Below are 8,065 nucleotides of genomic sequence, written 5' to 3' on the forward strand. Positions count from 1 at the left end.
CCATGGCGGTGGGCATGATCGTCGACGCGCGACAGGCGGAGGCTGTCATCGCCGGCGGCGCCGCCGACCTCGTGGCCGTGGGCCGCCAGGCCCAGGACGACCCCAACTTCGCGGTGCACGCCGCGCGAGGAGCTGGCCGCCCTCTACCGGGCGGCCGACGTCATGCTCGTGACGCCGTACCGCGACGGCATGAACCTCGTCGCGAAGGAGTACGTCGCCGCACGGGGCGACCTCGGCGGCACGCTGGTGCTGTCGGAGTTCGCCGGGGCGGCCGCGGAGCTCAAGCAGGCGTTCCTGGTGAACCCACACGACATCGCCGGGGTGAAGAACCAGCTGGTGCGCGCGCTGCGGGCGGAGCCCGAGGAGGCGGCCAAGCGCATGCGGGCGATGCGCCGGCACCTGTTCAAGAACGACCTGGAGCACTGGGCCAACTCCTTCTTCGAGGCGCTGCGCGCCCAGGCGGCCGGTCAGCCCGGCGGGCGCGAGGCCGGCCGGGCGTCGGCGCCGCTGTCCGGTGACCGGGGCGGTGCCCAGGGATGACCGGCCTCCCGGCGGACCTCGATGCGGCGCTCGCCGACCTCGCCGGCCGCCGGCCCCTGCTCCTCGCCAGCGACTACGACGGCGTCCTGGCGCCCCTGGTCGGGAACCCGTCGGCGGCGGTGCTCCTGCCCGGGATGGAGGAGGCGCTCGCGCGGGTGGCCGCGGCCGACGGCGTGACCGTGGCCCTCGTCAGCGGACGGGGAGTCGCCGACCTGCGGACGACGAGCGGGCTGTCGGGGCCCTACCGGTGGGTGGGCAGCCACGGAGCGGAGTTCGACGGCCCGCTGGCCGGAGAGCTCGCCGGCCGCCGCGACGCCCTCGCCGAACTCCTGGCGCCGGTCGTCGCCGGGACGCCGGGGGCGCTGCTCGAGGTCAAGCCGGCGAGCGTGGCGGTGCACGTCCGGCAGGTCGCCGACCGCGAGGCGGCCGCCGCCCTACTGGGCGCCGTCAGGACGCGGGTTGATCCGTCACTGACGCTGAAGCCGGGCAAGGAGGTGCTCGAGGTGGCGGTGACCGACGCCGACAAGGGCACCGCCCTGCGCCGGCTCGTCGGCGAGCTCCAACCGTCCGGGACCATGTACCTCGGGGACGACGTCACCGACGAGGACGGCTTCCGCGCACTCGGGCCCGGTGACGTCGGGGTGAAGATCGGTGACGGCCCGACCGAGGCCCCGTACCGCGTCGCCGATCCCGCTGGAGCGCTCGTCCTGCTGCACCGCCTCGCCGACCTGCTGGGCTGACACCCCGGCGTGTCGCGACGCGCCCCGCGTGACCGTCCGCGCCGCCCCGCACCACATCCGCAGCCGTGTCGACTCCGGGCGGGTCACCAGCGCATTCGTGACCGGAATCTCTGTGGCGGGACCAGGTGACCGGCGAACCGTGTCGACACATGGTCATCGGAAATGCGCTGACGGGGCTTACACATCACGGTTCGGGAAACCGTGGGCATTCACACCATGCACTCGTCGATCGAGTCACAACAATTGCGCGGGCACCAAGCCCGGTGCCGGACAGCCATTCCTATCAGAACGGTCCACCGTGAAACCCACTGCCCCCTCCGCTGCCGCCCCGCGGCGGTCTGGTTGGTTCGCCGACCGGCCGCTGGCGGCGAAGTTCGCCGTTCTCCTGGGTGTCGTCGTGTTGTCCCTCGGGGGCGTCCTCACGGCCATGCTCGTCGGGAACGCCGGCGTCCGTGACGCCAGCGCGACGCTGGACGACCTCAATCGCGCCGAGAAGCTCGCCCTGCAGCTGGACACCCGCGCGAGCGAGCTCAAGGTCGACGGTTTCAAGGCGATCACCCGCGAGAACCCCGCGGAGCAGCAGTCGGAGCTGGCCGAGGACATCGCCACGCCGGCCGCGATGCTGGCGGAGCTGAACGAGATCCCGCTGACCGGTGCCGCCGCCGACGCGGTCGCCGCTCTCGGCGAGAGCTACGGCGCCTACACCGACGCCATCACGGTCTTCGTCGACTCGGCCGTGGCCGACCAGGCCGGAACCCTGCTGCGGTGGGAAGAGATCCAGGCCGCCAACGACCTCACCGACGGTGCCGTCAGCGCGGCGAAGGACGCCCTCGCTGCGGCAAGCCGCGAGGCCCAGGAGGACCTCGACGCCGCGATCTCGCAAGCCCAGGTCATCAGCCTCACCGTGGCGGCCATCGGTCTGGGCCTCATCGGGTCGATCAGCGTCCTGACCATCCGCTCCATCACCCGGCCGGTCCAGCGGGTCAAGGCCTCGCTGGAGGCGCTCGCGACCGGCGACCTGACTGTCGCCTCGGGCGTCACCTCCCGCGACGAGGTCGGTCAGATGGCCGCCGCACTGGACGTGGCGCAGGCGAGCCTGCGTGAGGTGCTGGCCGGGGTGACCGCCTCGGCGCACGCCGTCGCTGCCTCCTCGGAGGAACTGTCGGCCAACTCGGCGCAGATCGCGGCGTCGGCGGAGGAGACCTCGGTGCAGTCCGGCGTCGTGTCCAGCGCCGCGGAGGAGGTCTCGCGCAGCGTGGACACCGTGGCCGCGGGTGCCGAGCAGATGGGTGCCTCCATCCGCGAGATCGCGTCGAACGCCGCCGAGGCCAGCGAGGTGGCCAGCCGGGCCGTCACCGCGGCGGAGACCACGACCGCGACCGTCGCGAAGCTGGGCGAGTCCTCGGCCGAGATCGGCAACGTGGTGAAGGTGATCACCAGCATCGCCGAGCAGACGAACCTGCTGGCGCTCAACGCCACGATCGAGGCCGCCCGTGCGGGCGAGGCCGGCAAGGGCTTCGCCGTCGTCGCGAACGAGGTGAAGGAGCTGGCGCAGGAGACGGCGAAGGCGACCGAGGACATCGCCCGCCGCGTGCTGGCGATCCAGGGCGACACGACGGCGGCGGTCTCCGCGATCGGTGAGATCTCCGCGATCGTCGCCCAGATCTCCGACCGGCAGACCACCATCGCCTCGGCGGTGGAGGAGCAGACGGCGACCACGAGCGAGATGTCGCGGTCGGTGCAGGAGGCCGCCAGCGGCACGGGGGAGATCGCTGCCAACATCAGTGGCGTCTCCACCGCAGCGGACTCGACCACGCAGGCGCTCACGCAGACCCGGACCGCGGTCGACGAGCTCGCCCGGATGGCCACCGACCTGCGCGCCACCGTCGGGAAGTTCACCTACTGAGTCCCGCATCCGCCCCACGACAGGGAGCGCACGGCCCGCCGGCCGTGCGCTCCCTGTCGTTCGTCGCCATTCGGGAAAGTCGACAAGGGGGCACGCGCGGAACGGTCAGCGAGCATTCTTCGGACCTACCGCGACACCGATGCCTTATCGCTAAGTAATCGCCTCCCGCTCGTCCACGATGGCGGTGCGCACTCGCGCCACACCCGGGCAAGCCCCGCCCCGGTGCGTGCACCGAATCCACGAGGAATGAGCAGCATGTCCCCCGCACCGTCGACCGAATGGTCTCCAGCAGGACCCACAGCGCGTCCGGGTCCGTCCACTCCGCCCCGCGCCGTCGCACGGCACTGGTACCGCGACCGCGGTGTCCGCACGCGCGTCTTCGGGCTCACCGCCGTCCTCCTGCTCGGGCTCGTCGTGTCGACCGCGATCGGCGCCGTCAACGGGAACCGCGCGACGGACATGCACGCGCAGGCCGACGCCGCGGTCGTCGTCCAGCAGCAGGTCGAGGCTGCCCGCTACGACCTGCTGTGGGCCGCCAACTGGCAGAACATCACCGCGTGGAAGGCCCGGGTCGAGGGCGGCGCGACGGCCGCCGCACCGGACGGCGACAACGTCGCGATGTACCGCGACGGGGCCGAGGGTTTCGAGGAGCTCTTCGCGATCGACCGCACGCTGCTCGACGAGACCGGGCGCACCAGCCTCGACGCCATCCAGACCAACTGGACGGCGATGAGCGACTACAACGACCAGATCTTCGCCCTGTGGCGGCAGGGGCTCCTCGACGAGGGCGACGCGGTCTCCACGGGTGAGAAGTGGGACGTCTTCTACGTCCTCGACCAGGCCATGACCGAGCTCGAGGGTTCCGTCGACGCGCGAGCCGCCACGCTCCGCGAGGAGGCCCGCGACGCCGACGCCTTCACCGGCCGGGTCGCAGCGCTGGTCACCGGGATCGCCGTGGTGATCGGGCTGCTGGCGGCGTTCGCCGTCTCCCGCGGGATCGTCCGCGGGGTCCGTGAGGTGCGCAGCGGCCTGGACCGGGTCGCCGCCGGCGATCTGACCGTCCGGCTACCGGTCCGTGGCAACGACGAGCTGGGCCAGATGGCGGCGGCGCTGAACACCGCGACGGACGCGATGGCCACCACCGTCGCCGACATCGTCGGATCGGCCGACGCCGTCGCCGCGTCGGCGGAGGAGCTGTCGGCCTCGTCCGCGCAGATCGCCGCGTCGGCGCAGGAGACCTCCGCACAGGCCGGCGTCGTGTCCGGTGCCGCGGAGGAGGTGTCCCGCAGCGTGGAGACCGTCGCCGCCGGCGCAGAGCAGATGGGCGCCTCGATCCGGGAGATCGCGTCGAACGCGGCAGAGGCCAGCCAGGTGGCCGCCCAGGCTGTGGCCGCGGCCCGCACCACCACGGCGACCGTCGCCAAGCTCGGCGAGTCGTCGGCGGAGATCGGCAACGTCGTCAAGGTGATCACGAGCATCGCGGAGCAGACCAACCTGCTGGCGCTGAACGCGACCATCGAGGCGGCGCGCGCCGGGGAGGCCGGCAAGGGCTTCGCGGTCGTCGCCAACGAGGTCAAGGAACTGGCGCAGGAGACGGCGAAGGCGACGGAGGACATCGCCCGCCGGGTACAGGCGATCCAGGGCGACACCACCGCGGCCGTGGACGCCATCGAGCAGATCTCCTCCATCGTGGCGCAGATCAGCGACCGCCAGACGACGATCGCCTCGGCGGTGGAGGAGCAGACGGCCACGACGGGGGAGATGTCGCGTTCGGTGCAGGAGGCGGCCGGGGGGACCGGGGAGATCGCCCTCAACATCACCGGCGTCTCGACGGCGGCGGACTCGACGACGCACGCCCTCGGTCAGACGCGCACCGCGATCGACGAGCTCTCCCGAATGGCCTCGGACCTGCGGATCAGCGTCGGCCGGTTCACCTACTGAATCGCCGACCCGGCGGATCATCGCGTCCTTTTCCCTGCCGCCATCATGTCGACATGGCGGCAGGGAAAAGGCGGTCGCCGACCAATCTCGACCCATGACTGGCGACACACCGGGAATTGCGGGTCGCACTCAGACCGAATGGTTCACAGTCTCCCCGGCACCACGAGAACAAGCCCGTCGGGCGACGCACCACGATGCCAGTCCGCGGCGAAGCCCCGCCCTCACCTCTGGAGCATGCAATGTCCGTCCCTGCCCGTACCGCCCGCCCCGGGCGCTCCGGTGGCTGGTTCGCCAACCGCCCGATCGGCGTCAGGATCGGCGCGGTGGTCGGGTTGCTGGCCATCGTCGTCCTCGCCACCAACTACCTGGCCATCTCGCGCATCGGCGACATGCGCGACCACCAGGAGCAGATCTACACCGAGAACCTGGAGCCGCTGAACGCCCTCTCCGCGGTGCAGCGCGCGACCGCCGCCCACCGGGCCCGGGTCCTCGAGTACGCCGTCTCCGACGCCGGCCGTCGCCAGGAGCTGCTCGGCGAGATGGACGAGAAGCAGGCCGACGTGGAGGCCGCGCTGGCCGAGTACGAGCCGCACATCGTCAACCCCGCGGGCATGGAGAAGTACCTTGCCGCCCGCGAGGCGTTCCTGGCCTCGAACGCGGCCGAGCTGTTCCCCGCCGCCGACGCCGGCGACCTCGCCACCTATGCCCAGGTCTACCGCGAGGTCTCCAGCCCGCTGCTGACCGACATCGCGGACGGGCTCGAGGAGGAGGGCGTCGCGCAGTCCGCGGAGGCGGCCGCCCGTAACGCCGAGGCCTCCGACGCGGCCGACACCGCCATCACCATGCTGCTCGTGACCGCTCTGACCTCTGTCGTGATCGCCTCCGGACTGACCGTCGTGGTGGTCCGCCGGATCATCCGGACGGTGCGCTCCGTGCAGAGGTCCGCCGAGGCCATGGCCGCCGGCGACCTGACCGTCGGCACGGGGGTCTCCTCCGACGACGAACTGGGCCGTATGGCGTCCGCGCTGGACTCCGCCCAGGCGAGCCTCCGGGACGTCCTGTCCTCGGTCGTGGCGTCCGCGGACGCTGTGGCGGCCTCGTCGGAGGAACTGTCGGCGTCCTCGGCGCAGATCTCCGCCTCGGCGGAGGAGACCAGCGCGCAGTCCGGTGTCGTGTCCTCGGCTGCCGAGGAGGTGTCGCGCAACGTGCAGACGGTCGCCGCCGGCGCGGAGCAGATGGGCGCCTCGATCCGGGAGATCGCCTCCAACGCCGCCGAGGCCAGCGAGGTCGCTGCCCGCGCCGTCACCGCAGCCGAGACGACCACGGCCACCGTCGCGAAGCTGGGCGAATCCTCGGCCGAGATCGGCAATGTCGTCAAGGTCATCACGAGCATCGCGGAGCAGACCAACCTGCTCGCGCTGAACGCGACCATCGAGGCCGCCCGGGCCGGGGAGGCCGGCAAGGGTTTCGCGGTCGTCGCCAACGAGGTCAAGGAGCTCGCGCAGGAGACGGCGAAGGCCACGGAGGACATCGCCCGCCGGGTCCTGGCCATCCAGGGTGACACCACCGCCGCCGTCAGTGCGATCGAGGAGATCTCCGCGATCGTCGCGCAGATCTCCGACCGGCAGACCACCATCGCCTCGGCCGTCGAGGAGCAGACCGCGACGACGAGCGAGATGTCCCGGTCGGTCCAGGAGGCGGCCAGCGGGACGACCGAGATCGCCACGAACATCACCGGCGTCTCCACTGCGGCGGAGTCCACCACCCAGGCGCTCGGTCAGACGCGCACGGCCGTCGACGAGCTGTCGCGGATGGCGTCGGACCTGCGCACGACCGTCGGGCGGTTCAGCTACTGACCACCTGACAGCCCGGAACGGGGCGGCGCACCGGAAACGGTGTGCCGCCCCTTCTGCGTTCGCGCCATTCCACTGCAATTCAGCACCGACAGATCGACACCGGCGGAGCGGTCACCCGGCCGGTCCCCGGAAGCACTCCCACACGGGCCGTATCCGCATGTCCGAGCCCGATGACGCCCAACTTCCGTGGCGCTCTTCCGTATCCCCCGGCGAATGGAAGCCGCGTGCCGCCGAGAGACCGCTCAGCGCTTCTGGAGATCCGTATGACCGGCGCAGCGTCTGTGGACGCCCTGGGGACAGGGGACCTCACGGTGGTCCCGGCGCTCGACGCCACCATCGAGACCACCGGTGCGGGCGAGGCGGGCAAGGGCTTCGCTGTCGTCGCGAAACCGCGCAGGCGCTGACGCAGTCGCAGTCCCCGTTCTGTGGTCTCTGCCGCCCTGAATGGTCGAGCGTGCAGCGTGAATGTGGGGACTTGTCGACATCGGAGGAACGGTCACCGACCATTCTCTTGCGACCGCTCCGACACGCGCGGAATTCGAATACCCGGCCGTGGGTGGCGCCCTATCTTTCCTCCTGTCACACCAGCCCCACCGGTGGACAACTGCACCTCACGGCAGAACGAGGACCGTTCCGCCGCATTCACGTCCTGCTCGTGCCTGGAGATTCGAATGACCGCCGTCATCCCGTCCCTGATGCCCGCCGGCTCCCCGCCGGCCCGCACCCCTGCAGGCCGCTTCCCGCTCTCCTGGCGGGCCGACCGCTGGGTTCGTGCGCGGCTTCTCGCCGCCGTGTCCGTTGCGGGGGTCGTCCTTGCCGCCGTGGGCGGACCCGGGATCACAGGGACGAGCGCGGCCGCCGACGCGTCCTCCTCGAGCGGCGCCCTCGGCGCGACGGGGACGGCGCAGGAGGCCGCGTTCCTCGCGAGCCCTCAGGTGGTCGAGGCCGGCTCGTTCGCCTCGGTGGTGCCGCAGCGGGCGCGGGAGGACCGGGTCGCGTTGAGGACCTACCGCGGGTCGTCCGGTGCCGCGTCGCTGGGTGTTGCGCGGATGGTGACGGCGAGCGCGTTCGCCTCGGTGGTG

The 8,065-nt window shown here is 71.8% G+C and carries 7 protein-coding genes; all 7 read left to right on the forward strand.

Features of this window, described 5'->3' with window-relative positions; translation table 11 throughout:
- Positions 1-162: 162 nt before the first annotated feature.
- Positions 163-540: a trehalose-6-phosphate synthase gene (locus E4P40_RS24425; protein WP_280790642.1), complete on the forward strand. Its 378-nt coding sequence runs from the start codon at positions 163-165 to the stop codon at positions 538-540.
- Positions 537-1,280, forward strand: coding sequence for a trehalose-phosphatase (gene otsB, locus E4P40_RS24430; protein WP_135160959.1), 744 nt, complete (start codon positions 537-539; stop codon positions 1,278-1,280). The genes E4P40_RS24425 and otsB overlap by 4 nt, the downstream gene beginning before the upstream one ends.
- Positions 1,281-1,578: 298 nt before the next feature.
- Entirely contained in the window at positions 1,579-3,186 is a 1,608-nt protein-coding gene (locus tag E4P40_RS24435; RefSeq protein ID WP_245160561.1) for a methyl-accepting chemotaxis protein, read from the forward strand.
- A gap of 255 nt (positions 3,187-3,441) precedes the next feature.
- Positions 3,442-5,127, forward strand: a complete 1,686-nt coding sequence (locus E4P40_RS24440; protein WP_135160960.1) for a methyl-accepting chemotaxis protein — start codon at positions 3,442-3,444, stop codon at positions 5,125-5,127.
- A gap of 239 nt (positions 5,128-5,366) precedes the next feature.
- Positions 5,367-6,983 (forward strand): methyl-accepting chemotaxis protein, encoded by a 1,617-nt coding sequence (locus E4P40_RS24445; RefSeq protein ID WP_135160961.1) that lies wholly within the window; start codon positions 5,367-5,369, stop codon positions 6,981-6,983.
- Positions 6,984-7,246: 263 nt separating this feature from the next.
- Positions 7,247-7,387, forward strand: coding sequence for a methyl-accepting chemotaxis protein (locus E4P40_RS28675; RefSeq protein ID WP_209305497.1), 141 nt, complete (start codon positions 7,247-7,249; stop codon positions 7,385-7,387).
- A 267-nt stretch (positions 7,388-7,654) separates the two neighbouring features.
- A partial coding sequence (locus E4P40_RS24455; protein WP_209305498.1) for a hypothetical protein occupies positions 7,655-8,065 on the forward strand: 411 nt, incomplete at its 3' end.

It is taken from the genome of Blastococcus sp. CT_GayMR20 (assembly GCF_004570345.1).